Source organism: Salinilacustrithrix flava (genome assembly GCF_041228405.1).
GTDB lineage: Bacteria > Actinomycetota > Acidimicrobiia > Acidimicrobiales > Salinilacustritrichaceae > Salinilacustrithrix > Salinilacustrithrix flava.
The window spans coordinates 2,881,418-2,903,577 of the sequence record NZ_CP133888.1; the positions used below are offsets into that span (position 1 = coordinate 2,881,418).

At 72.0% G+C, this 22,160-nt stretch carries 19 protein-coding genes; 14 read left to right on the forward strand and 5 right to left on the reverse strand.

Translation table 11 applies throughout. From position 1 onward, the window contains the following. Positions 1-26 precede the first annotated feature (26 nt). From mreC to rodA, 4 genes are read left to right on the forward strand one after another with little or no spacing between them, the layout of a single operon-like run. Positions 27-887 carry a rod shape-determining protein MreC gene (gene mreC, locus RGQ06_RS14170; RefSeq protein WP_432430133.1) on the forward strand — a complete coding sequence of 287 codons (861 nt, stop codon included), beginning with the start codon at positions 27-29 and terminating at the stop codon, positions 885-887. After that, a complete protein-coding gene (gene mreD, locus RGQ06_RS14175; RefSeq protein ID WP_432430134.1) occupies positions 888-1,406 on the forward strand; it encodes a rod shape-determining protein MreD in 519 nt (172 codons plus the stop codon). Continuing rightward, positions 1,403-3,463 (forward strand): penicillin-binding protein 2, encoded by a 2,061-nt coding sequence (gene mrdA / locus RGQ06_RS14180; RefSeq protein ID WP_432430135.1) that lies wholly within the window; start codon positions 1,403-1,405, stop codon positions 3,461-3,463. Before mreD ends, mrdA begins: the two co-directional genes overlap by 4 nt. Further along, positions 3,463-4,620, forward strand: a complete 1,158-nt coding sequence (gene rodA / locus RGQ06_RS14185; protein ID WP_432430136.1) for a rod shape-determining protein RodA — start codon at positions 3,463-3,465, stop codon at positions 4,618-4,620. Before mrdA ends, rodA begins: the two co-directional genes overlap by 1 nt. A 138-nt stretch (positions 4,621-4,758) precedes the next feature. Here rodA and RGQ06_RS14190 read toward each other — a convergent pair whose 3' ends face one another. Continuing rightward, a complete protein-coding gene (locus RGQ06_RS14190) occupies positions 4,759-6,801 on the reverse strand; it encodes an alpha-galactosidase (RefSeq protein ID WP_432430137.1) in 2,043 nt (680 codons plus the stop codon). A gap of 70 nt (positions 6,802-6,871) precedes the next feature. Between RGQ06_RS14190 and RGQ06_RS14195 the strand changes: the two genes are divergently transcribed. From RGQ06_RS14195 to RGQ06_RS14220, 6 genes are all read left to right on the forward strand, one after another. Further along, positions 6,872-8,878, forward strand: a complete 2,007-nt coding sequence (locus RGQ06_RS14195) for a TIGR03960 family B12-binding radical SAM protein (RefSeq protein ID WP_432430138.1) — start codon at positions 6,872-6,874, stop codon at positions 8,876-8,878. Continuing rightward, positions 8,875-9,672, forward strand: coding sequence for a TIGR03936 family radical SAM-associated protein (locus RGQ06_RS14200; protein ID WP_432430139.1), 798 nt, complete (start codon positions 8,875-8,877; stop codon positions 9,670-9,672). Before RGQ06_RS14195 ends, RGQ06_RS14200 begins: the two co-directional genes overlap by 4 nt. A 15-nt stretch (positions 9,673-9,687) precedes the next feature. Next, the gene (locus RGQ06_RS14205; protein ID WP_432430140.1) at positions 9,688-11,310 is read left to right on the forward strand and encodes an Rne/Rng family ribonuclease; all 1,623 of its coding nucleotides are present in this window, start codon (positions 9,688-9,690) and stop codon (positions 11,308-11,310) included. A 104-nt stretch (positions 11,311-11,414) separates the two neighbouring features. Continuing rightward, positions 11,415-11,723, forward strand: coding sequence for a 50S ribosomal protein L21 (gene rplU / locus RGQ06_RS14210; RefSeq protein WP_432430141.1), 309 nt, complete (start codon positions 11,415-11,417; stop codon positions 11,721-11,723). Between the two features lie 21 nt (positions 11,724-11,744). Next, positions 11,745-11,999: a 50S ribosomal protein L27 gene (rpmA, locus tag RGQ06_RS14215; RefSeq protein ID WP_432430142.1), complete on the forward strand. Its 255-nt coding sequence runs from the start codon at positions 11,745-11,747 to the stop codon at positions 11,997-11,999. Between the two features lie 92 nt (positions 12,000-12,091). Continuing rightward, positions 12,092-12,766: a LuxR C-terminal-related transcriptional regulator gene (locus RGQ06_RS14220; protein WP_432430143.1), complete on the forward strand. Its 675-nt coding sequence runs from the start codon at positions 12,092-12,094 to the stop codon at positions 12,764-12,766. Positions 12,767-12,776: 10 nt separating this feature from the next. Here the strand turns inward: RGQ06_RS14220 and RGQ06_RS14225 are convergent, their stop codons facing one another. Continuing rightward, the gene (locus RGQ06_RS14225) at positions 12,777-13,856 is read right to left on the reverse strand and encodes an HD domain-containing protein (RefSeq protein WP_432430213.1); all 1,080 of its coding nucleotides are present in this window, start codon (positions 13,854-13,856) and stop codon (positions 12,777-12,779) included. 129 nt (positions 13,857-13,985) lie between these two features. Here RGQ06_RS14225 and obgE point away from each other — a divergent pair, with 129 nt between their 5' ends. Further along, a complete protein-coding gene (gene obgE, locus RGQ06_RS14230; RefSeq protein WP_432430144.1) occupies positions 13,986-15,227 on the forward strand; it encodes a GTPase ObgE in 1,242 nt (413 codons plus the stop codon). Further along, positions 15,224-16,333: a glutamate 5-kinase gene (proB, locus tag RGQ06_RS14235; protein ID WP_432430145.1), complete on the forward strand. Its 1,110-nt coding sequence runs from the start codon at positions 15,224-15,226 to the stop codon at positions 16,331-16,333. Before obgE ends, proB begins: the two co-directional genes overlap by 4 nt. 89 nt (positions 16,334-16,422) lie before the next feature. On the opposite strand, the gene RGQ06_RS14240 is transcribed toward proB, so the two are convergent. From RGQ06_RS14240 to RGQ06_RS14250, 3 genes are read right to left on the reverse strand one after another with little or no spacing between them, the layout of a single operon-like run. Further along, positions 16,423-17,241: a PspA/IM30 family protein gene (locus RGQ06_RS14240; protein WP_432430146.1), complete on the reverse strand. Its 819-nt coding sequence runs from the start codon at positions 17,239-17,241 to the stop codon at positions 16,423-16,425. 56 nt (positions 17,242-17,297) lie between these two features. Then, entirely contained in the window at positions 17,298-18,989 is a 1,692-nt protein-coding gene (gene murJ, locus RGQ06_RS14245; RefSeq protein WP_432430147.1) for a murein biosynthesis integral membrane protein MurJ, read from the reverse strand. Beyond that, a complete protein-coding gene (locus RGQ06_RS14250; RefSeq protein WP_432430148.1) occupies positions 18,986-20,392 on the reverse strand; it encodes an AAA family ATPase in 1,407 nt (468 codons plus the stop codon). The genes murJ and RGQ06_RS14250 overlap by 4 nt, the downstream gene beginning before the upstream one ends. A 45-nt stretch (positions 20,393-20,437) precedes the next feature. Between RGQ06_RS14250 and RGQ06_RS14255 the strand changes: the two genes are divergently transcribed. Then, positions 20,438-21,697 carry a glutamate-5-semialdehyde dehydrogenase gene (locus RGQ06_RS14255; RefSeq protein ID WP_432430149.1) on the forward strand — a complete coding sequence of 420 codons (1,260 nt, stop codon included), beginning with the start codon at positions 20,438-20,440 and terminating at the stop codon, positions 21,695-21,697. A gap of 86 nt (positions 21,698-21,783) precedes the next feature. Beyond that, a complete protein-coding gene (locus tag RGQ06_RS14260) occupies positions 21,784-22,125 on the forward strand; it encodes a hypothetical protein (protein WP_432430150.1) in 342 nt (113 codons plus the stop codon). The last annotated feature ends 35 nt before the right edge of the window (positions 22,126-22,160 follow it).

A 22,160-nucleotide genomic window follows, 5' to 3' on the forward strand; every position in this document is an offset into this window, starting at 1 on the left:
ACCATGTCTGAGGGCCTCTCATGGCCATGACCGGTCCCCGCCGCAGCGGACGGTCACGGCTGACCATCCTCCTGCTCGTGCTCACCTCGATCACCGTGCTCACCCTGGACTTCCGGGGCGTCGGCTTCCTCGGCGACGCCCGCCGGGCGGTGGGGTCAGCGCTGAGCCCGCTGCAGGGCGCGGCAGACTTCGTGGCCACCCCGTTCCAGAACACCTGGAACGGCGTCACCGGCTACGACGACCTCGAGGCCGAGAACGAAGCCCTGCGCATCCAGGTCGAGCAGCTCGAGGGCGAAGCGGCCCGCAACGCCGACGTCGCCGCCCAGTACGACGAGCTCGTCAGCCAGGTCGACATCCCGTGGGTGGGCGGGCTCAGCACCGCCACCGCCCGGGTCGTGCAGCAGCCGGCCAGCTCCTTCTCCCACGTCATCGGCATCGACAAGGGCTCCGGCGCCGGCATCCGCGAGGGCATGCCGGTCGTCGTCGGCGACGGCGAGGGTCTGGGCGGCCTCGTCGGGCGCGTCGTCGACGTCGGCGAGGGACAGGCCTCGGTCCAGCTGGTGACGGACCCCGAGTTCCGGGTCGGTGTGCGCCTCGTCACCAGCCAGCGCTTCGGCACCGCCTCGGGCCAGGGGGCCGGGCGGGACCTGCGGATCGACACCGGCATCGAGCCGGGCGAACCCGACGCCGACCTCCCGTCGCTCGAGATCCTCACCACCTCCGGCATCGACGACCGGTCCTCGTTCCCCGCCTCGATCCCGGTCGGCAAGGTCACCCGCACGCGGCCGGCCAACGGCGGCCTCACCCTCGAGGTCTTCGCCGAGCCTCTCGCCGACCTGGACCAGCTGAGCTTCGTGTCCGTCGTCCTCACCACCCCGGTCGGCTAGATGCTGCGCGCCGCCCGCCTCACCCTCGTGCTCGTCCTGGTCCTCACCGTCCAGACGACCTGGCTCGCCGACGCCCGTCCCTTCGGCGCCACCGGTGACCTGCTCCTGCTGGTCGCCATCGCCGCCGGCATGGCCGCCGGCCCCGTGCGGGGCGCCACGGTCGGGTTCATCGCCGGCGTGGCCATGGACCTCGTGCTCCTCACCCCCTTCGGGCTGTCGTCGCTCACGTACCTGGCCGTCGGCTTCGTCGTCGGCACCGTCCACGACGGGGTCCTGCGGTCCGCCCCGTGGATCCCGGTGCTCGTCACCTTCGTGGCCTCCGCGCTCGGCATCGTGTTCCTCGTGATGCTCGGCCAGCTGCTCGGTCAGCAGTTCCGGGTGCCGGGCCTGCCCCGGATCGTCCTGGTCACGGCGGTCATCAACACGCTGCTGGCCTTCCCCGCCCTGTTCGTGGCCCGGTGGGTCGAGAAGGCCGCACCCGACCGGATGCTCCAGCCGTCGATGCGAGGCCTGCGATGAGCCAGCGCGTGGAGTCACCGCGCTTGCGCCTCGGCGTGCTCGGCATCGTGGTCATCGCGCTGTTCGTGCCGCTGTTCGCCAGGCTCTGGTACCTGCAGGTGCTGTCCTCGGAGAGCTTCACCGAGGCCGCCGAGGCCAACCGCGTCCGGGTCGTGCAGGTCGAGGCGCCCCGCGGCCGCATCCTCGACCGCGACGGCACGGTCCTGGTCGACAACCGGGTGTCCATCGTCGTCACGGTCGATCGCGTCCGCTTCGCCGAGCTCGAGGACGCTGAGCGGACCGCCATGCTCGAGCGCCTCTCCGCCGAGCTGAGCCGCTACGGGTCGCCCGCCACCGTCGAGCAGCTGCAGGATCGCGTCGACGACGTCCGCTACTCCCGCTACGCGCCGGTGCCGGTGGCCGAGGACGCCACCGAGGAGCTCAAGATCTACATCGAGGAGCACCAGGAGCTGTTCCCGTCCGTGGCCGTCGAGCGCGTCGCCGTTCGTCGGTATCCCTACGGGACGCGAGCCGCCCACGTCATCGGTTCGGTCGGCGAGATCAACGACGAGGAGCTCGAGGAGCGGGCCAACAAGCCCAAGACCTACATCCGGGGCAACCAGATCGGGAAGACCGGTGTGGAGCGGATCTACGAGGACGACCTGCGGGGCACGCCCGGCCAGACCGTGTTCGAGGTCGATGCCATGGGCGATCCGGTCCGCATCCTGGAGGACCTGTCGGCGCCGCCCATCCCGGGCGACGACGTCTGGCTCACCATCGACATCGAGACCCAGGCGCTCTCGGAGGACCTGCTCGCCCAGGCCCTCGAGGACGCTCGCAACCGACGGGTGTCGGGAAGCAACCTGCCCAACCGCGGCAACGCCGGCTCCGTGGTGGTCACCGACCCGCGCAACGGCGAGGTCCTGGCCATGGCCAGCTACCCGGTGTTCGACCCGGCCGACTTCGTGAACGGCATCTCCTCGACCCGCTGGGAGTTCCTGAACAGCGACGAGGCGGACAAGCCGATCCTCAACCGGGCGATCCAGGGCGTCTACGCGCCCGGCTCCACCTACAAGCTGTTCACCGGTCTGGCCGCCATGGTGCACGGCCTGCGCACCCCCGAGCAGCCGTTCCTCGACCAGGGCACGTTCACGATCGAGGACTGCCGGGGGCCGGGGTGCACGTTCCGGAACGCCGGGTCGAAGGCGTACGGCGTCGTCGACATGCGACGGGCCATGACCGTGTCGTCGGACGCGTACTTCTACAGCATCGGCGCGGACTTCTGGAACAACCGAGGCCGCCTCGGCGACGAGGCCCAGCAGGAGACCATCCGCACGTTCGGCTTCGGCCAGGAGACCGGCGTGCCGCTCCCGTCGGAGCAGGACGGGCGGGTCCCCACGCCGCAGCAGCGCAAGGCGCAGTACGAGGCCAACCCCGAGCTGTTCCTCACCGGTGACTGGTTCACGGGCGACAACGTCATCATGACCATCGGCCAGGGCGACGTCGGGGTGACGCCCCTCCAGCTGGCCAACGGCTACGCCACCTTCGCCAACGGCGGCACCCGGTACGCCCCGAACATCGCCCGCAAGATCACCCGCAGCGGCTCACCCGACACCATCAAGCGCAGCTTCGAGCCTCGGATCAACGGCCGCGTCGAGATGGATCCGGCCCACCGCCAGGCGCTGCTCGACGGCCTCGTCGGCGTCACCACCCGCGACGGAGGCACGGCTCGGGCCACCTTCGCCGGCTTCCCCAACGACACCTTCCCCGTCGCCGGCAAGACCGGCACCGCCGAGGTGGACCAGAAGGCCGACACGGCGCTGTTCGCCGCGTTCGGGCCGGCACCCGCCCCGGAGTTCCAGGTCGCCGTCGTGCTCGAGGAGTCCGGGTTCGGCGGCACGGCCGCCGCGCCCGTGGCGCGGGCGCTGTTCGACGTGTTCGCCGGCGTCGCGCCGATGCCGGTGATCCAGCCCGGCGGCGCCCTGGTGGAGCCGCCGCTCGAAGGCGCCGAGGTCGACGACACCTCGGAGCGCCCCGCCGACCGCCTCGGCCAGATCGCCGAAGGGGGAGCCGACTGATGGAGAGCTTCGCCGGCCGCTGGCCGGGCACGACCCGAGCGGGCTCGATGCGGCGGAACCCGGCCGCGCCCTGGCGGCACGTGGACCTCCTGCTCCTGGGCTCGGTCGGGCTCATCGCGCTGATCGGCACGCTCATGGTCTTCTCCTCCACGAGGGGCACCGGGAGCGCACCCGCCAACACCGCGATCCTCGAGCGCCACCTCGCCTTCGTGGCCACCGGCATCACCGTGATGGCCCTCACGACGATGGCCGACTACCGCCGGTTCCGGGACTGGGCGCCGCTGATGTACGGGGTGGTGTGCCTCCTCCTGCTCGGCGTGGTGTCGCCGTTCGGCACCGAGGTGAACGGCGCACAGGCCTGGTTCCAGATCGGTCCGGTCCAGGTGCAGCCCTCGGAGTTCTCCAAGATCGCCGTGATCGTCGGGCTGGCCTCGCTCGGCGCGCACTTCGGGAGCGACATCGACCTGCGCCGCCTCGCCATCCTGCTCGCCGTGCCGGGCATCCCCCTGGCGCTGATCATGCTCCAGCCCGACCCGGGCACCGCCATGGTCTTCGTCGCCATCACGATGGGCATGCTGCTGGTCACCGGCGTGCGGGCGAAGCACATCGCCGGGCTCACGCTGGTGGGGCTCACCGCGGTGGTCGGGCTGCTCAGCTCCGGCCTGCTCGCGGACTACCAGAAGGACCGCCTGACGGTGTTCCTGAACCCGGCTGCCGGGCTGCAGGCCGAGGCCTACAACCTGAACCAGTCCAAGATCGCCATCGGCTCGGGCGGGGTGCTCGGCAAGGGGTTGTTCAACGGCACCCAGACCCAGCTCGACATCGTCCCCGAGCAGCACACCGACTTCATCTTCACGGCGGTGGGGGAGGAGCTCGGGTTCCTCGGTGCCGCGACGCTGCTGGTCCTGTTCGCCCTCGTCGGTTGGCGCATCTGGCGCATCGCCCAGCTGTCACGGGACCAGTTCGGCGTGCTGCTGTGCGTCGGCGTCCTGTCGCTGCTGGCCTTCCAGATCTTCCAGAACGCCGGCATGACGATGGGCATCATGCCGATCACCGGCATCCCGCTGCCCTTCGTGAGCTACGGCGGTTCGTCCACCATCGCGCTCTTCGCCGGCCTCGGTCTGGTGCAGGGCGTGCACATGCGCCGCTTCACCTGATTCTTGACGTGACGCTTGACGTGCGCTCCTTCGTCGCGCACGTCCCGTACACGGAGTAGGGGTTCATCCTCCTGCCACGGTCGGCTGGCGCCTCCCTCGGAGGCCGCTGCAGCGCTTGCCGTGCGTCCTGAGCGCGGCTCAGGTGAGGTGGATGAGGAGGGCGGACTCGGGGTGGAGGAGCGGGGGTTGAAGGCCGACGGTCTGCAACCAGCGCCCGGTCGCCTCTGCCGGCTCGTCCAGCCAGGCAGGCTGGCGACCCCAGCCGAGGACCTCGCCCGGCGCGGCCAGGTGGGCGACCCGGTAGGTGCGGTCCGGGTCGAGGCCGGCCAACCGGAGGGTCGGGGGCGCCGATCGCCGTGAGCGGGTGAGTTGGGCGTAGGCGAAGAGGGCCTCGGACCGGTCGGGTGCCACGACCCCGTGGGCGTGCGCCGACGGGTCGACGGGGTCCAGGCGGACGACGGTCCCGGCGTGCAGCAGCGGCCGGAGGCGCTTGTGGAGGTCGATCCACCAGCGCAGGGCATCCAGGTGGCGATCGCCCGCGTCGAGCAGGTTCCACTCGATGCCGAGGTGCCCGAACAGCGCGGTCGCGGCCCGGAACGCCAGCCGCTGGGTCCGGCCCGTCGTGTGGGCCCGGGGCGGGCCGATGTGGGCGCCGGTGACCGAAGGTGGCAGCAGGTACGACCACCCGCGCTGGATCGTCTGGCGCTCGAGGGCGTCGTTGCAGTCCGACGCCCAGATCCGACAGGTCCGCCGGAGGATGCCGAGGTCGGCGCGGCCACCACCGGAGGCGCAGGACTCGATCTCCACGTCCGGGTGGGCGGCACCGAGCGCGTCCAGGAGCCGGTAGAGGGCGTGGACCTGGTGGTGGGCGCCGGCGCCGGCCACGTCGCGGTTCATGTCCCACTTCACGTAGGCGATGTCGTGGTCGGCGAGCAGCCGGTGGAGCGCGTCGTGCAGGTGCTGCCAGCAGGCGTCGATGGACAGGTCCAGCACCAGCTGGTTGCGGCCGAGGACGGTGGGATCGCCGAGCACCCAGTCCGGATGGGCCCGGAAGAGGTCGCTGTCGGGGTTGACCATCTCGGGCTCCACCCAGATGCCGAACTCCATGCCGAGGTCCCGCACGTGGTCGATCAGCGGTGCGAGGCCGTCGGGGTGGGCGTCGGGCGACACCCACCAGTCGCCGAGGCCGGCGGTGTCGTCGCGGCGACCGCCGAACCAACCGTCGTCGAGCACGAAGCGCTCCACACCCACCGACGCGGCCCGATCGGCGAGCGCCCGCAGGACCTCGGCGTCGTGGTCGAAGTACACGGCCTCCCAGGTGTTGAGGGTCACCGGCCGCGGCCGCTCGGGCACGTGGGCCAGCACCTCGGCGTGGAACCCGGCGCTGGCGGCGTTGAGCCCGTCGCCCCACACGGCGTGGACGGTGGGCGCGGTGTGCGTCGCCCCCGGCTCGAGCACGACCTCGCCGGGGAGGAGCAGCTCACCGACGTGCACGGCGCGCCGCCCGTCGGTGCGGTGCTCGAGGACCAGCTCGGCATTGCCGCTCCAGGCCAGGTGGATGCCGTGGACCTCGCCGGCCAGCTCGCCGAAGCCGCGGCGGCCGGCGAAGAGCACCGGGACGTGGTCGTGGGAGGTCCGGCCGCGCCGGTTGTCGACCACGACGGTGCCGGTGGCCCACGGCAGCCGGGTCGGCGTCATCTCGGCGCACCAGTGGCCCTCGAACGCGAGCACCTCGTCGGCGTCGCCAGGGAGGGGCAGCGTGGCGGCGAGGCGCTGCAGCAGGTAGGGCGCCGGGCCGGTGTTGGTGAGGCTCAGTTCGATGGTGAGGGTCGGTCCGAGCCGGAGCGCGCCGGCCAGGACCAACCCGGCGTCGTCGTCGGCCGCCTCGAACTGCAGCGTCGTCGCATCGCCGGTGCAGGACGTGGCCCGGAAGCGGGGGTGGGCAGCGCTGCCGTCGGCACGGCACCCGGCCAGCCCGGGCCGGCCCGGGTCGCCGGCCGTGACGCCCACGACGGGCAGCGCCTGGTCGATGTCGAGGGTGGACGGCGGCAGCGGGCGGTCCGACAGGGCGTCGGCGGGGGGTGGGCCGGGGTCCGGCCCCCAGTGCCGCACCGTCGGCACCGGCCCGCCGGTGTCGACGAGCACGGCCCAGGTCCCGTTCGTGAGCAGGTGGTTCGCCACGCCCGCACGCTGCCACGTCCGCCGGGCCGATCGGGGAACGCTGGGAGGTGTCCGGTAGCCTGGGCGGACCGTGTCCGCCGCGCCCCCGAACCCCTCTTCGACAGCCACCGCGGGGTCCTCCAGCGTCTGGAGCGCGCTCGAGCCGCACCTGCCCAAGGTGGCCAAGCCCGCCCGCTACATCGGCCTCGAGGACGGTGCACCGGCCTCCGAGCGTGCCCCCCACAAGGTCGGCTGGCTGCTCTGCTACCCCGACACCTACGAGATCGGCCTGCCCAACCAGGGCCTGCAGATCCTGCGGGAGATCGTGAACGAGCGCGACGACGCCTACGCCGAGCGCGGCTACGCGGTGTGGAGCGACCTCGAGGCCATCATGCGCCGCGAGCGCATCCCGTTCTTCTCGGTCGAGACCCACACCAGCGCGGCGGCCTTCGACGCCATCGCGTTCAACCTGTCGGCCGAGCTCACCTACACCAACGTCCTCAACTGCGTGGACCTGGCCGGCGTGCCGGTCCGCAGCGACGAGCGCGACGAGACCCACCCGCTGGTCGTCGTCGGCGGCCACTGCACCTACAACCCCGAGCCCCTGGCGGACTTCGTCGACGTCGTCGTGCTCGGCGACGGCGAGGAGGTCATCGGCGAGATCACCGACGTCCTCCGCGAGTGGCGCGCCGAGGGCAAGACGGCGGGGTCGCGGCCCAACGTGCTGCGGGCGCTGGCCGGGGTCGAGGGCGTCTACGTCCCCTCCCTCTACGACGTGGCCTACGACGGCCCGTTCCTGGCCGAGGTCACCCCCCGGTTCCCGGACGTGCCCGAGCGGGTGGAGAAGCGCACCATCTCCGACCTGGCCGAGTGGCCATACCCCAAGCAGCAGCTGGTGCCCCTCACCGAGGTCGTCCACGACCGACTCAACGTCGAGGTCTTCCGCGGCTGCACGCGCGGCTGCCGGTTCTGCCAGGCGGGCATGATCACCCGCCCGGTGCGGGAGCGCCCGGCCGAGCAGGTCCGGTCGATGATCGACTCGGGCCTGAAGCGCACCGGCTACGACGAGGTCACCCTCACCAGCCTGTCGACGGCCGACTTCTCCGGCATCGAGCAGACCGTCCAGGACGTGATGGACCTCGACACCGGCAGCGCCCAGCCGATCACCCTCGGCCTGCCGTCGCTCCGGGTCGACGCCTTCACCGTCGGGCTGGCCAACAAGATCCAGAACGCCCGGCGCACCGGACTCACGTTCGCGCCCGAAGCCGGCACGTGGCGGATGCGCCAGGTCATCAACAAGCTCATCCGCGAAGAGGACCTCTACGGCGCGGTCGGCTCGGCCTACTCCCAGGGCTGGCGCCGGATGAAGCTGTACTTCCTCACCGGCCTGCCGAGCGAGACCGACGAGGACACCCTCGGCATCGCCGAGCTGGCCAAGAACTGCGTGGAGCTCGGCCGCGAGCACCACAAGAACCCCAGCGTCACGGTCAGCGTGGGCGGCTTCGTGCCCAAGCCCTTCACCCCGTTCCAGTGGTTCGGCCAGAACACCGAGGACGAGCTGCGCCGCAAGATCAACCTGCTCAAGGACGCCACCCGCAAGATGAACGGGGTCCAGCTCAAGTGGCACGACCCCCGGGCCTCGGTCATCGAGGGGTTGCTGTCGCGGGGCGATCGTCGCCTCGGACGGGTGCTCGAGCTGGTCTGGCGCCGCGGCGGCGTGTTCCAGGAGTGGGGCGAGCACTTCGACGAGAAGCTGTGGCTCGACGCCATGGCCGAGTGCGGCCTCGATCCGGACTGGTACATCCACCGGCACCGCACCGAGGACGAGGTGCTGCCCTGGGACCACCTCTCCGCCGGCCTGCACAAGGACTTCCTCTGGATGGACTGGCAGGACGCCCTGGCCGAGGTCGGCCTGCCCGACTGCCGCTGGACGCCCTGCTACGACTGCGGCGCCTGCACCGGCTACTCGATCGAGCACATCGTGGCTTCGGCCACCCCGCCCGCCGGCGGCAGCCAGGGGACGGGCCAGGATCTGGGCGCCGGGCACAGCGTCCCGGTCGAGCTCACCCCCCGCATCCCACAGGGGGCGAAGCCGTGACTCCGCCCCGGACCGAGCGCATCCGCATCCGCTTCGACAAGTTCGGGCGCATCCGCTTCACCTCCCACCGGGACGTGGCCCGCGTGTGGGAGCGCAGCCTCCGCCGGAGCCGCCTGCCGGTGTCCTACAGCGAGGGCTTCTCGCCCCGCCCCCGGCTCCGCTTCGGCCTCGCCCTGGCCACCGCCCACGAGTCCTGCGGCGAGTACCTCGACGTCGACCTCGAGCCCGGCGCGGTGTCGTCGGGCCGCGTCGACATCGACGAGCTCGCCCCCCTCGTGAACCCGATGCTGCCGCCCGGCATGACCATCCAGGCGACCGCACACGTCGAACCCGGCGCGCCGAGCCTGCAGGAGTCCGTCGACTCCTGCACCTGGCTCGTCGACGTGCCGCAGATGACCCCGGCGCAGGCGCACGACCTGGTCGAGCGCGCCCTCGCCGCAGAAGAGCTCCCGGTCACCCGAACGCGCAAGGGCAAGTCGGTCACCGACGACATCCGCCCGAACGTGCTCGCCCTCCGAGTCGCCGACCCCGACGAGCGCCCGCCCGCTGCCGAGTGGCAGCCGGCCGGCGCCCTGCTCCGAGCCGAGCTCGGCACGCACCCGCGTGCCTGCCGGCCCGCCGAGCTGCTCGCCGCGGTCGATCCGACGCTCGAGGAGGGTCGGGTGGTCCGGCTCCACCAATGGACGATGGTCGACGGCGTCCGGCGCGAACCCGTCCCCCTGGAGGCATCGCCTCCGGTGGGCGCAGGGATCGCCCGGCCGTCGGCCGCGCACGCCATCGAGCGTGCGTCATGAGAAGGGACCCCCACCATGTCCGACACCCAGCACGGGTCGTCGACGTCGAACGACGAGCGCCCCGATGGCGCCGGGAAGGCTGCTGAGGGCTCCGAGCCCGCGGTCGGCAACGGCGACGACGCCCACAAGCCCAAGATCGGCGACACCCGCCCCTCGCCGCGCGCCGACGAGGGCGGCGGCGCAGATGGCGATGGCGACGACACCCCCAAGCCCGGCCGCCGTCGCCGCCGGCGCGGCGGGCGCAACCGCAGCAAGGGCCGCGGCGACGGCCAGCAGCGCCCGGTCGAGCTCGACACCGGCTTCGACGCCGTGGAGCTCGACGAGGCCCAGCTCGAGGCCCGCCGTGGCAAGCACCGCAACGGCAAGCCGGTCGGCCGGTACCTCATGGCCGTGCACCGCACGGAGCAGGCGACCCAGATCGCCGTGCTCGAGGGCCGCCAGCTGATCGAGCACTACGTCGCCCGGCCCGCCGACGACATCTCCCAGATCCACGGCAACATCTACCTGGCCCGCGTGGCCAACGTGCTGCCCGGCATGGAGGCCGCGTTCGTCGACATCGGCACGCCGAAGAACGCCGTGCTCTACCGCGGCGACGTGGCCTACGACCCCGACGACGTCGAGGGCGGCGGCAAGCCCAAGATCGAAGACGTCCTCAAGTCCAAGCAGACCATCGTGTGCCAGGTCACCAAGAACCCCATCGGGGTCAAGGGCGCGCGGCTGACCCAGGAGGTCAGCCTGCCGGGTCGCTTCGTGGTGCTGGTGCCGAACTCCAGCACGTACGGCATCTCCAAGCGTCTGCCCGACGACGAGCGCAAGCGGCTCCGCAAGATCCTGGACGGCGTCAAGCCGGACCAGCACGGCGTCATCGTGCGCACCGCGGCGGAGAACGTGACGGCCGAGGAGATCGAGAACGACGTCAAGCGCCTCGTCGCCCTGTGGGACAAGATCGACGACATGGCCAAGGCCTCGCAGGCACCGACGCTGCTGTACCGGGAGCCGGACATGGCCGTGCGGGTGATCCGGGAGGAGTTCTCCAAGGACTACCGGGCCGTGGTCATCGACGACCCCGACCTCTACAAGGAGGTCGACGAGTACGTCTCGGGCATCACCCCGGCCCTCGCCGACCGCGTGCAGTTCTACGACCCCGAGGCCGAGAAGCTGCCGCTGTTCGAGCGCCACCACATCCACGAGCAGCTCCACCGCGCCCTCGACCGCAAGGTGTGGCTGCCCTCGGGCGGGTCGCTCATCATCGAGCACACCGAGGCCCTCACGGTCATCGACGTCAACACGGGCAAGAACGTCGGCAAGAACTCCCTCGAGGACACCGTCTACGCCAACAACCTCGAGGCCGCCGAGGAGATCGCCCGCCAGCTGCGCCTGCGCGACATCGGCGGGATCATCGTCATCGACTTCATCGACATGGAGGTGAAGAAGAACCGCGACGACGTGGGCCGGGTGCTGCGCGAGGCGCTGGCCCGGGACAAGACGCGCACGCAGGTCTTCGACATCTCCGAGCTCGGCCTGGTCGAGATGACCCGCAAGCGCATCGGCGAGGGCCTGCTCGTGGGCTTCACGGAGGAGTGCGAGACCTGCAAGGGTCGAGGCGTCGTCTTCGACAAGGACCTCCTCGACGGCTGAGCGAACCCTTCGGCCGCAAGCGGCCTCGGGGGTTCGTTGACGAATGCTTCGCATTCGTCGCAGGTTGGTGGTGAGCAGGTCTGGGCCGTACGATGTCGAACCCTATGTACGCAGTGATCGCCACCGGCGGAAAGCAGCATCGTGTCGCCGAAGGCGACGTCCTCGAGGTCGAGCGCCTCGGGGTCGAAGAGGGTGGCTCGGTCGACCTGCGACCTGTCCTCCTCGTCGACGGTGACACCGTCCTGTCCACCCCCGACGACCTGGGCAAGGTGTCCGTCACCGCCCGCGTGGTGGGTGACGCCAAGGGCCCCAAGATCAACGGCTTCGTCTACAAGAACAAGTCGAACAACCGGAAGCGCTGGGGTCACCGCCAGCACTACACGCAGATCGAGATCACCGGCATCAGCCGCTGATCCCAGAAGAGGTAGCTCGCCATGTCCAAGACCAAGGGCGGCGGTTCCACCCGGAACGGCCGTGACTCCGAATCCAAGCGCCTGGGCGTGAAGGCCTACGACGGCACCGTCGTCTCGGCCGGCTCCATCCTCGTGCGCCAGCGCGGCACCCGCTTCCACCCCGGCCTCAACGTGGGCAAGGGCGGCGACGACACGCTGTTCGCCACGAGCGACGGCACGGTGAAGTTCGGCTCCCGCCACGGGCGCAAGCTGGTGGACATCCTGCCGCTCGACTGAGCCGCACCCGCTCGAATCCGATGCCGGCCCGGGTCCACGACCCGGGCCGTGTCGCGCCCGCCCCTGGTCCATCTGCACTACGTTCCGGTTCCATGTCAGGGATCGACGGGCCGGGTGGGCCGACGGACGTGACGGTGGTGGTGCTCGAGGACCACGAGATGGTCGCCAGCGCCCTCGAGGCGGTGCTGGACCAGGATCCCCGGCTCCGGGTGGTGGGCACCACCAGCCGCCTGGAGGACGCCCTGCGCGTCGTCGCCGAGCGGTCGCCCACGGTGCTGGTCACCGACCTCCGCCTCGACGGCGTCGAGATCGCCGACCAGCTCGGCCGGTTCGTCGAGACCTGCCCCGACGTGCGGATCCTCGTGGTCACCGGATGGGCCACCGAGCGCACCCTGTTCGACTCCCTCGACCACGGGGCCCACGGCTTCATCGGCAAGTCCCAGGGCCTCGACGAGCTCGTCGATGCCGTGGTCCGCGTCGCCGACGGCGAGACCGTCGTGGCACCCCAGCTGCTGCCGGCGCTGGTTCGGCGCACCTCGCACCGCAGCGGGCGGGACCGAACGAACCTGACCCCGCGCGAGCTCGAGGTCCTGCGGCTCCTCGCCGAGGGCACCGGCACCCGGGAGATGGCCGAGCACCTGGCGGTGAGCCCCAACACGATCCGCAACCACGTGCGTGCGGTGCTCGGCAAGCTCGGTGCCAGCTCGCGCCTGGAGGCGGTCACCATCGCCCGCCGCATGGACCTGATCGCGCCCGTCGAGACCTAGGCGAGCGCCCTCAGACGTGGGTCTCGAGGCCGATCGGCAGGTCGGCGGCGTCCCAGCCGAGGTTGGCCAGGGCCCGGTCGTGGGCGAAGCGGTCGGTCATCCCGCCGACGAAGGACACGGCCTCCCGCACGAGGTCGGTGCGGTCGTCGATGGGACGTCCCTCGGCCACCAGCCGCTCGGGGTCGGCGCGATACCACTCGACCAGGGCGGTGAGGAGGCGGTCGACCACGAGACCCTGCTGGCGGGACTCGTCGCGCAGGTAGATGCGCTCGTAGTTGAACGCGCGGAACGCGGTGAGGGCCTCGGCGAGGTCGTCGTGCATGCCGACGGTGCCCGACTCGGCGGTGGCGCCCACCACGGCCTCGATGAAGGCGTGCAGCTGCTGACGGCGGTCCCGGCCGCAGCGCTCGGCCACCACCGTGGGTAGGTCCTCGGGGCGGACGACCCCGGCGAGCACGGCGTCTTCGAAGTCGTGGCAGAGGTAGGCGATGCGGTCGGCCCAGCTGACGACCTCGCCCTCGGGCGTCGAGGGCGCCGGTCGCGACCAGGAGTGGTTGCGGATGCCGTCGAGGGTCTCGCGGCACAGGTTCAGCGGGGCGAGCACCACGTCGGCCCCCCAGGTCGCGTGGTCGTAGCCGCCTTCGACGAAGGGGGCGAGGGCATCCTCGGAGGCGTGGCCGAAGGGCCCGTGGCCGCAGTCGTGGCCGAGCGCGATGGCCTCGGCCAGGGCGACGTTGAGCCGGCAGGCCCGGGTGATGGACGTGGCCACCTGCGCGACCTCGAGGGCATGGGTGAGCCGGGTGCGCTGGTGGTCGTCGGGGAACACGAAGACCTGGGTCTTGCCGGCGAGGCGGCGGAACGCGGTGCCGTGCACGATGCGGTCGCGGTCGCGCTCGAAGCAGGTTCGCCAGGGGTCGGCCTCCTCCTCGACGGATCGGTCGCCGGCGCCCTCGGCCCGGGTGGCCCCGGGCGCCAGGTGCTCGGCTTCGCGGGCTTCGCGGACCTCCCGATCGGCGATCTCCACGTCGCCGACGTCGGCGTGGGTGTCGGCGTGCGCGTGGCGCACCGGACCGGCGCCGTGACCCGCCATGGTGGCTGCCCACTGGCGGGCTCGGGGGGTCAGATCCGGCGTCGGACCGCCACCGGCGGGGTCGTGGTCGGGTCGGTGAGCCACGATCCGAGTCTCCCACGCGCCCTGCTCGGTCCTAGATTCCCCGCGGTGTCCCAGTTCGTCGACGAGTGCGGCCTCCATGTGAAGGGCGGAGACGGCGGCGCCGGCTCGGTGTCGTTCCGTCGCGAGGCCCACGTGCCCCGCGGTGGGCCCGACGGGGGCGACGGTGGCAGCGGCGGCGACGTGTGGCTGGTCGCCGACCACAACGTGGCGTCCCTGCTCGCGTTCCGGGACCACCCGTTCCGTCGGGGCGAGGACGGCACCCACGGCATGGGCAAGAAGCGCCACGGGCGGCGCGGCGCCGACATCGAGGTGTCGGTGCCCGAGGGCACGGTCATCAAGGACCAGGCCGGCAAGGTGCTCGCCGACCTCGTGCACACCGGCGATCGCTTCCTCGCGGCCGAAGGCGGCATCGGTGGTCGGGGCAACGCCAAGTTCCTCTCCAACCGGCGCCGGGCTCCGGGCTTCGCCGAGCAGGGGGAGATCGGGGAGGAGCGCTGGCTGCGCATGGAGCTCAAGCTCCTCGCCGACGTCGCCCTCGTCGGGTTCCCGAGCGTCGGCAAGTCCACGCTCATCTCGGTGATCTCGGCGGCGCGCCCCAAGATCGCCGACTACCCCTTCACGACGCTGGAGCCGAACCTCGGCGTGGTCCGCACCGATGACGGCGTGGAGATCGTGGTCGCCGACCTGCCCGGGCTCATCGAGGGCGCCGCCGAGGGCAAGGGCCTGGGTCGCCAGTTCCTCCGCCACGTCGAGCGCGCTCGCGTGCTCGTGGTCATGGTGGACCTGTCGCCGACCGCCATGCACCCGCCCGCCGAGCAGAAGGAGATCCTGCTGCGCGAGCTGGCCGACTACGACCCGATCCTGCTGACCCGGCCCCGCATCGAGGTGGCCTCCCGCGCCGACCTCGACGACGGCACCTGGGAGTGGGACGGCGAGCGGGTCGCCGCGGTGACCGGCGACGGCGTGCCCCAGCTGGTGGGTCGCATGGTCCAGACCGTCACCGATGCCCGCCAGGCGATGCCCGAGCGGGAGGCCTACGTCGTCCACCGCCTGGAGGGCGAGGGGTACAAGGTCGTCCGCGACGAGACCGGCTCGGGCTGGGACGTCGTCGGCCGGGAGGCGATCCGTGCCGTGCGGCTGTCGGACCTGACCAACCCGGAGGCCCTCGACGAGGCCCATCGCCGGCTCAAGTCGCTCGGCATCGACCGGGCGCTCGCTCGCGCCGGTGTGAAGCCGGGCGACACCGTGCGCATCGGCAAGCTCGAGTTCGACTACGAGGTCGAGTGAGCGTGGGGGAGCGCGGCCAGGTCGTCGTCGCCAAGATCGGCTCGTCGTCGATCACCGCCGACGACGGCACCATCAACGAGGCAGCGATCGCCAAGTTCTGCCGGGAGGTCGCCGGCCTGCGCGCCGCCGGGCACCAGGTCGTCATGGTCACCTCCGGGGCGATCGCCGCTGGTCTGCCGGCCATGGACTTCGACGTGCGCCCCCGGGATGCCGTCACCCTCCAGGCGGTGTCCGCCGTCGGGCAGAGCCGGCTCATGGCCGTCTACGACCGGGAGCTGGCCGGCCACGGCCTCACCGCCGGCCAGGTCCTGCTCGCGCCGCTCGACTTCATGGTGCGCGAGCAGTACCTCCACGCCCGCGCCACCCTCGGCCGCCTGCTCGACCTCGGGGTCGTGCCGGTCGTGAACGAGAACGACGCCATCGCCGACGACGAGATCCGCTTCGGCGACAACGACCGGCTGGCCGCCCTCGTCGCCCACCTCATCCGGGCCGATCTGCTCGTCCTGCTCACCGACGCGCCCGGGCTGCTCACCGCCGACCCCCGCTTCGACAGCACGGCATCGCTCATCGAGGAGATCCTCGAGATCGACCACAGCCTCGAAGCCCTCGCCGGCGGTGCGGGCAGCGACCGGGGCAGCGGCGGGATGGCCTCCAAGCTGGCCGCAGCCAAGATCGCCGCCTGGTCCGGGGTGCGTGCCGTCATCGCCCAGGCATCCCGGGACGACGTGCTCCTCCACGCCGTGGACCGCACCGCCGGCGTCGGCACGATCGTGCAACCGCGCACGCAGCGCCTCCCGGCCCGCAAGCTCTGGATCGCCTTCGCGGTGGGCGCCGCCGGGACGATCGTGGTCGACGAAGGTGCCCGACGGGCCCTGTTGGAGCGCGGGGTCTCGCTCCTCCCCGCCGGCGTGGTCGACGTGAAGGGCGGCTTCGACGTCGACGCCGCTGTCGAGATCGCCGGCCCCGACGGACGTGCCTTCGCCAAGGGCCTCAGCCGCTTCGACGCCGCCGGCCTTCGGTCAGTGCTCGGCACCAGGACCGAGCACCTGCCCGAAGGCTCCCCCCACGAGGTCGTCCACCGAGACGACCTCGTCGTGCTCCCGTAAGGGGGAAGCGGCCAGCGCAAGGGGAGAGGAAACTGGCAGCGGAGGCGGAACGTGGCCCCCAGGGCCTTGTTCCGCAGCCGCTGCCAGTTTCACGCGGAGGTGCCGTCCGAGGGTTGACCTTCTGCCTGCGTCTCGCCGGAGGAAGGTGCCTCAGCGGCGGACTCGCCGGAGATCGCTTCGGGTTCCGGCGCGATGCCGAGCTGCGCCTTGATCTCGGCGAGCCGACTGGTGGCCTCCACGTTGAGCGCCGCCTGCTCGACCTCGAGCATGCGACCCTCGACCGAAGAACCCTGCAGCTCCTGCATGCCCTTGGCCTTGGCGTAGCGGGCCTCGACCTTGGAGCGGACCTCCTCGAGGGAGGGGACGTCCTCGCCGACCGTGATCGACAGCTGGCTCATCGCCCGGTTCATCTCCTCCTGCATGTTGGCCTGGTCGATCTTGCCGAGCAGGGCCTGGCGCTCGGAGAGCTTCTTCTGCAGCGCGGTGGCGTTCTGCTGGACGGCGACCTTGGCCTGGTCCGACGCCTCGGAGGCCTGGAAGTGCAGGGACTTGAGGTCCTCGACCTCGCTCTCCAGGGTGATCATGCGGTTGGCGAAGGACTCGGCGGCCTGGGTGTACTCGGTGGCCTTGGCGGTGTCGCCGGACTTCTGGGCCTGGTCGGCCATGAGCACCGCCTGGCGGGCGTTGCCCGAGACCTTCTCCAGCTCGGTCATCACCCGGTTGAGGCGCATCTCGGTCTGCTTCTGGTTGGCGATGACGTTCGCCGCCTGCTGGGTGAGGCGCTTGTGCTGCTCGTGCGCCTCGGAGATCGCCTGCTCCAGCTGCACCTTGGGGTCGGCTCGCTCGTTGAACGAGCTGTCCGTCCGGGCAACCAGGTACTTCCACCAACGCTTGAGGGCCTTGAGCATGGTCGGATCGTAGACCTCCCCGCCCCCGGTGCCGCCCCGCTGCCGCGTCGAGGCGGTCAGCGACCCAGCATCGCCCGCAGGGGCAGGCCCCGGGCCTGGGCGAAGGCCAGGTACACGAGGCCGGCCGTGCCGATGGAAGCGCCGGCTGCGAGGATCGTCGGCAGGCCCCCGACCACGAGGTCGACGAGGCGGCCGACGGCCGCGCCGGCCAGCGCCGCGGTGACCACCGTGGCGAGCGAACCACCCCCCAGGCTCACCGACCCGATGCGCCAGCGCAGGGCCAGGCGCAGCAGGACGAGCTCCACCCACGCCCCGACCGCGGAGCCGAGGGCGATGCCGACCGCGCCGAGGTGCAGGAAGGCAGCCGAGTCGGTGGCGTCGGTCTCGAGCTGGATCGAGGTCCCGACCAGGACGAGCTGGTCGAACAGGAACATCACCGAGAGCGCGACGAGCGACGACGTGACGACGCGGACGAGGGCGATGCGGGCCGGGGTCCGGGGGTCGTCGAGGGCGTAGAGCGAGTTCTGCAGGAGGCGGGAGGCGGTGGAGGCGAGCAGGCCGAGGGCGTACGCGGCCAGCACGAGCCACACGAGGCGCGTGTCCGACGCGTTGAACTCGCCCCGCTCGAACAGCGCAGCCACCAGCGGTTCGCCGAGCGCCACGTAGATCACCGCGGTCGGGGCCACGAAGTACGCGACCCGGCGCAGGCCGCCCTCGACGCGGCCGGCCAGCTCGGCTCGCTGCTCGGGGCGGAGGCGGGACAGCTCGGGCAGCTCGGATGCGGCGATGCTCATGCCGAACAGCGACACGGGCAGCAGGTACAGCACCTGGGCGTAGGTCCCGGCCGCCACCGCGCCGGTGACGAGGAGGCTGGCGAGCACGAGGTCGAGGTAGCCCGAGATCTGGACGACGCCCCGGCCGAACACGACCGGTCCGAGGCGGCTCATGGCGTCCCGGACGCCGGCGAGGGTGCGGTCGAGGGACAGGCGCAGGTCGGGGACGAGCGAGCGGACGGTGGGGAGCTGGACGAGGAGCTGGGCCAAGCCGCCGAGCACCACGCCCCAGGCCAGCGCGTTGGCGAGGCTCGTCGTGGTGGACCCCCCGATGGCGACGACGGTCACCACCACGATCTGGGCGACGTTCCACAGGACCGGCGCGACGTAGGAGAGGAAGAAGCGGCGGTGCGAGTTGAGGATCGCCAGGCACCACGCCGACAGGACGAGCAGCCCGATGCCCGGGAACATGATCCGCACCAGGCTGACCGTGAGGTCCAGCTTCTCGGGGTCGTCGCGGAAGCCCGGGGTCAGCACGATGGTGATCGGTCGGGCCGCGACCATGCCGAGGACCACGAGGACGGAGACCGCGGCGGCGAGGAGGCCGGCGACCGCACCGGCGGTGCGTCCCGCCTCCTCCTCGTCGGTGTCGACGAGGCGCGAGTAGACGGGTATGAACGACGCCGACAGCACCCCCTCGCCCAGGAGGTTCTGGAGCAGGTTGGGGATGCGCAGCGCCGCCTTGAACGCGTCGGAGGCCAACCCCACGCCGAGGAACCCGGCGGTGACGATCTCGCGGATCAGGCCCGACAGGCGCGAGAGGAGGATGCCGGCGCCGACCAGGGTGGCGTTGCGGCCCGAGTCGTCCGTGGTCGCCCCGGCCCCGGCTGCCGACTCGTTCTCGGCTTCGGCCTCGACCTGCTGGCGGGCCCGGGCTCGCTGGCCCCGGCGGCTCCCCGGGCGGGTCTCCGTCACGCCCCGGTCGCCTGGTGATCGGGGATGTCGGCGGCCTCGAGGGTGCGGAGGTGGTCGTCGGTGGGATCGTCGATGACCACGATCCGGGACGCCTGGCGCGCCACGGCCTCCTCGAACAGGTTGCGGGCGACACGGCCGTTGCCGAAGCCCTTGTCCCGGGGGGCGCCGTCGAGGTGGGCGCGAACCTTGGCCCGCGCCTCGTGGGTGGTCTCGTAGCCGCCCCGACGGCAGCGCATGTCGAAGATGGCCAGCAGCTCGTCGGTGTCGTAGTCGGGGAAGTGGATGGTCTTCGGGAACCGGGACCGCAGCCCCGGGTTGGCCGCCACCAGCTGGGCCATCTCGTCGGGGTACCCGGCCATGATCACCACGATCCGGTCCCGGCGGTCCTCCACCAGCTTCACGATGGTGTCGATGGCCTCGCGCCCGAAGTCGGTCTCGCTGCCCCGTACGAGCGCGTAGGCCTCGTCGATCAGGAGCACGCCCTCGTCGGCCTCGTCGAAGACGGCGGTGACCTTCGGCGCCGTCTGGCCGACGAACCCGGCGACCAGGCCGGCGCGGTCGACCTCGACCAGGTGGCCCCGCTCGACCACGCCGAGGGACCGGTAGATCTCGGCGAGGAGGCGAGCGACGGTGGTCTTGCCGGTGCCCGGGTTGCCCGAGAACACCAGGTGCCGCGACTGGTCCAGCACCGGCAGGCCGCGCTCGGCCCGGAGCAGCTGGACCCGCGTGAGGTCGGCGACCTTCTTCACCTCGGCCTTGACCGCCTCGAGGCCGATCAGCTCGTCCAGCTCGGCGAGCACCTCGTCGACGGGACGGGCCGGCGGAAGGTCCGGCTGGACGGGAGCCGGCTCGGCGCCGTCCCCGACGGTGGCGGCGGTGTGGGCCGCTTCGCGACGACCGACGCCCCGGGTCTCGGCGATGCGGTCGAGCAGGCGGCCGCGGAAGCGCTCGATGGCCGCCAGCTCCACCGGGGCGGTGTGCTGGTCCAGGCTGGCGACGGCGAAGCCGATGGCGAGGGCCCGGTCGTAGTAGAGGCTGGCCAGGTCCGTGCCGTCGCGTGCGTCGGCCGCGAGCAGGACCTCGGCCAGCTCGGAGGGTTGGTCGAGGAAGCGCACCCGCTCCGCCAGCAGTCGGGCCGACCGCACGTCGGCCGGGGCCGAGCGGGCCAGGCTCCCGCCGAACCGGGGCCCGAACGCGGCGATGAAGGCCAGGAGCTCGGGATCGGTGTGCAGCCCGTCGGCGTCGATGAACGCGGCAGCCAGGTTGTAGGCCTCGACCTGGACGTCGACCTCGATGCGCTCCCCGTTGATGCCCTTCACCGTGGCGGCGAGGTCCCGGACCCGCGGGGTCAGCGCGTCGCAGAACGCACGCACCGCATCGTCGAGCGCGGGATCGGGCAGCACGAGCCGAGTCTGCCCCGTCGCGACGTGCCTCTTTAGACTTCTGCCATGGCCGCACCTCTCGCTGACTCCCCGATGGCCCAGCTCGGCGCACGCGCCAAGGCCGCGTCGCGGACCCTGGCCACGGCGTCCACCGCCGCCAAGGACGCCGCCCTGCTCGCCGCCGCCGACCTGCTCGTGGCCCGCAGCGACGCGATCCTCGAGGCCAACGCACGCGACGTCGAGCGCGAGCAGGCGGGCGGCATGGCGCCGGCGCTGCTCGATCGGCTCCGCCTCAGCCCGGCCCGCATCGAGGCCATGGCCGGCGGCCTGCGCCAGGTCGCGGCCCTGCCCGATCCGGTCGGCGAGATCTCCGAGGGCTGGACCCGGCCCAACGGGCTGCGGATCAACCGGGTGCGGGTGCCGCTCGGCGTCGTCGCCATCATCTACGAGTCCCGCCCCAACGTCACGAGCGATGCGTTCGGGCTGTGCCTCAAGTCGGGCAACGCCGCCTTCCTGCGTGGCTCCTCGGCGGCGATCGAGTCGAACACCGCCATCGCCGCCGCGCTGCGGGAGGGCATCGACAAGGCCGGCTTGCCCGCCGACGCCCTCGTCCTCGTCGAGGACGTCAGCCGCGAGGCCGCGGTCGAGTTCATGCAGCTGCGCGGCCTGGTCGACTGCCTCATCCCGCGCGGCGGGCGCTCGCTCATCCAGAGCATCCTCGACAACGCCACCGTGCCCTTCGTCATCGACGGCGACGGCAACTGCCACGTCTACGTGGACGCGGCCGCCGACCTCTCGATCGCCTTGGACGTCATCGTCAACGCCAAGACGCAGCGGCCCGGCGTGTGCAACGCGGCCGAGAAGCTCCTCGTGCACGCCGACGTCGCCGCCGACTTCCTGCCGCGGGCGGCCGCCGCGCTCGAGGGCGTGGAGCTCGTCGGCGATCCGGCCGCCTGTTCGATCCTGCCGTCGGCTGCGCCGGCCACGGAGGACGACTGGGGCACCGAGTTCCTCGACCTGAAGCTCGGCGTGGCCGTGGTCGACTCGATCGACGCCGCGATCGACCACATCGCCTCGCACGGCTCCGGCCACTCCGAGGCCATCGTCACCACCGACCTCGCCGCCGCCGATCGCTTCACCACCGAGGTCGATGCCGCGGCGGTGGTCGTCAACGCATCGACCCGCTTCGTCGACGGCGAGGAGTTCGGCTTCGGCGCCGAGATCGGCATCTCCACCCAGAAGCTCCACGCCCGCGGCCCGATGGGGCTGCGCCAGCTCACCACGGAGAAGTTCGTGGTGCGCGGCACCGGTCAGATCCGGGGCTGATCCGTCTGGCCGGCCCGCCGAGCGGGTAGGCACATCAGCGGAGCAGCGGGCGCGACGGGCGCACCCGCTGGGCACCGAAAGGAACCATGCCAGACACCGACCAGCGCGTGGTGTTCCTCGAGCGCGACACCGCCGAGGAGCTCCTCGATCTCGTGGACGACCGCCCGGGCGACGCCGATGAGGACCTCCTCGACGCCGCCCTCGACGCCATCGAGGCCGCCGGCGACGGCTTGCCCGGCGAGGCCCAGCAGGCCGTCGCTCGCGGCGAAGCCGTGGCGCTCGGGCTCGACCCGACCGAGGCCGCGACCGTGCGGACCCTGATCCTCGAGAACCACGAGGCCGACCCGGGCGTGCTGCGCTCGGTCGGCGCCAGCATCAAGTCCAAGCTGAAGGCCGCGGCCAAGAAGACCCGTCGCAAGAAGCGCTGACCCGCAATAGTTGACCGACCGGTCAAGACGACCGG